General features: G+C 31.7%; 3 protein-coding genes and 1 pseudogene. 3 read left to right on the forward strand and 1 reads right to left on the reverse strand.

All coding sequences use genetic code 11. The features are described 5' to 3' along the window. Positions 1–103 precede the first annotated feature (103 nt). The 3 genes from surE to lpxB are packed head-to-tail and all read left to right on the forward strand — an operon-like array spanning position 104 to position 2,272. Complete coding sequence (gene surE, locus AB1Z17_RS10875) at positions 104–868, forward strand: 5'/3'-nucleotidase SurE (RefSeq protein WP_368051820.1); 765 nt, start codon at positions 104–106, stop codon at positions 866–868. A 9-nt stretch (positions 869–877) separates the two neighbouring features. Continuing rightward, a complete protein-coding gene (locus AB1Z17_RS10880) occupies positions 878–1,162 on the forward strand; it encodes a hypothetical protein (protein ID WP_368051821.1) in 285 nt (94 codons plus the stop codon). 3 nt (positions 1,163–1,165) lie between these two features. Continuing rightward, entirely contained in the window at positions 1,166–2,272 is a 1,107-nt protein-coding gene (gene lpxB, locus AB1Z17_RS10885) for a lipid-A-disaccharide synthase (RefSeq protein ID WP_368051822.1), read from the forward strand. A gap of 73 nt (positions 2,273–2,345) precedes the next feature. Here lpxB and AB1Z17_RS10890 read toward each other — a convergent pair. Beyond that, a pseudogene (locus tag AB1Z17_RS10890) lies at positions 2,346–2,534 on the reverse strand (hypothetical protein); the annotation flags it as partial.

Below are 2,534 nucleotides of genomic sequence, written 5' to 3' on the forward strand. Positions count from 1 at the left end.
CAATGATACCTAAAAAAAACAGCAAATTATCTTTATAAAATGTTAAAGTTAAATTTATTGAAACCAGATAAAATATAGTAGCTTTGTTCTTTAAATTTAAAATATGAAGAAAAGACCTTTAATTTTAGTAACCAATGATGATGGAATAACAGCTCCTGGAATACGTACTTTAATTGCTGTAATGAACGAAATTGGAGATGTAGTTGTGGTTGCACCTGACAGTCCGCAAAGTGGTATGGGACACGCAGTTACTATAAATGAAACTTTATACTGCAATCAAATTACTGTTGATGATGGACCACAAACCGAATATAAATCATCGGGAACTCCTGCAGATTGTGTAAAATTGGCAGTAAGTGAAATTTTAGAGAGAAGACCAGACTTGTGTGTTTCGGGTATTAATCATGGGTCAAACTCATCAATCAATGTAATTTATTCTGGAACTATGAGTGCCGCTGTTGAAGCTGGAGTTGAGGGAATCCCTGCAATTGGGTTTTCGTTATTAGATTATTCTTGGAATGCCAATTTTGAAGTACTAAAACCTTTTATAAAACAAGTTGTTTTAAATGTATTGGAACATGGGTTGCCAGATGGGGTGGTTTTAAATGTTAATTTCCCAAAAAGTGAAACATTTGAAGGTATTAAAATATGCAGACAGGCACGTGCAAATTGGGTAGAAGAATTTGATAAGCGTACCAATCCACAAGGAAGAGTTTACTATTGGTTAACGGGTAAATTTGTAAATATGGACAAAGGTGAAGATACCGATGAATGGGCGTTGGCGAATAATTATATTTCGGTGGTGCCGGTTATGTTCGATTTAACAGCGCATCATTTTATACAAAAATTAAATAGCTGGAATTTATAGTTTATTAAAATGATAAAAGAACTACTTATTGGTTTTATGGTTGGTCTAATTGCAACTGCTGTTGGTTCTTTCATCTTTATTGAATTTTTTTCGACATACGATTTTCACACAAGTTTAGAGTTGATACAAGAAGGTGATTTAGAGGGTAAAGTATTGGTGTTGGGAGCAATAGCTAATTTTTTTGTGTTTTTTATTTTTCTTAAGAAAAAACAGATTTACAGAGCGCGTGGCGTATTGTTTGAAACGTTTTTTATCGCATTTTTAGTATTATTATTAACTTTTTTTCAAAAATAATTAATGAAATATTATATCCTTTCTGGGGAAGCTTCAGGAGATTTACACGGTTCTAATTTAATGAAAGCATTATTGTTAGAGGATCAACAAGCTGAAATTAGATTTTGGGGAGGAGATTTAATGGCAGCAGTTGGAGGAACCCTTGTTAAGCACTACAAAGAAAGAGCCTTTATGGGTTTTGCGGAAGTTATAACCAACCTTTCAACCGTTTTAGGGTTTATTAAATTTTGTAAAGAAGATATTTTAAAATTCAATCCAGACAAAATAATTTTTATAGATAACTCTGGTTTTAATTTGCGCATTGCAAAATGGGCCAAATCCAATAATTTTTATACTGTTTATTATATTTCTCCGCAGGTTTGGGCAAGTAGGTCTGGCAGAGTTAAAGATATCAAAAGAGATATTGACGAAATGTATGTAATTCTTCCTTTTGTAGAAGATTTTTATAAAAAATATGATTATAAAGTAACTTTTGTAGGGCATCCTTTGTTAGATGCTATTGCAAATAGAAAACAGGTTAGAGAAGCCGTTTTTAGAAAAGAACATGAATTAGGAGAAAAGCCCATTATTGCCTTGTTACCTGGAAGTAGAAAACAGGAAATAAAAAAATTACTTGCGGTAATGTTAAAAATGGCTGATAAATTTACGGACTACCAATTTGTAATTGCAGGAGCACCAAGTCAGGATTATCAATTTTACCAACAGTTTATAAATAAAGAAAATGTAAAATTTGTAAGCAATAAAACCTACGATTTATTATCCCTTTCTTATGCTGCAATTGTAACTTCGGGTACAGCAACACTTGAAACAGCACTATTTAAAGTGCCGGAAATTGTGTGTTATAAAACAAGTTGGCTTTCGTATCAAATTGGTAAAAGGTTGATAGATTTAAAATATATTTCGTTGGTTAATTTAATAATGAATAAGGAAGTTGTAAAAGAATTAATTCAAAACGATTTTAATGAAATTACGCTAGAAAAAGAACTTCATAAAATTTTGAACGATGACGTTCGTTCTAAAATGTTTCTAAATTATTTTGATTTAGAGCGTAAATTAGGAGGTAAGGGAGCTTCACAAAAAACGGCGAAACTGATCGTAAAAAAAAGTTGAGATTGTCTGAAAAAATTATAGTTTTCATAAACCTCAACTTCCTTAAAAATAATTGTGAACAATAATACTAACTCTATTTACATAGTTCTTCTAATGTATCTTCAATATCGCCAGGGGTACTCATAATTTTCATAAATGTTCCCATAGTTAATTCTGGCCAATGCAATGCAATTCTATATTTTCCGTGCAACATGGTTGCATTTTTTCCTTGTAAAATAATTTCATAAGGCAAGGCAGCAACATGTGCTTCTCCAATTTTTGG

Origin of the sequence: Lutibacter sp., assembly GCF_040883305.1 — a bacterium.
In the GTDB taxonomy this organism is placed as follows: Bacteria; Bacteroidota; Bacteroidia; order Flavobacteriales; family Flavobacteriaceae; genus Lutibacter.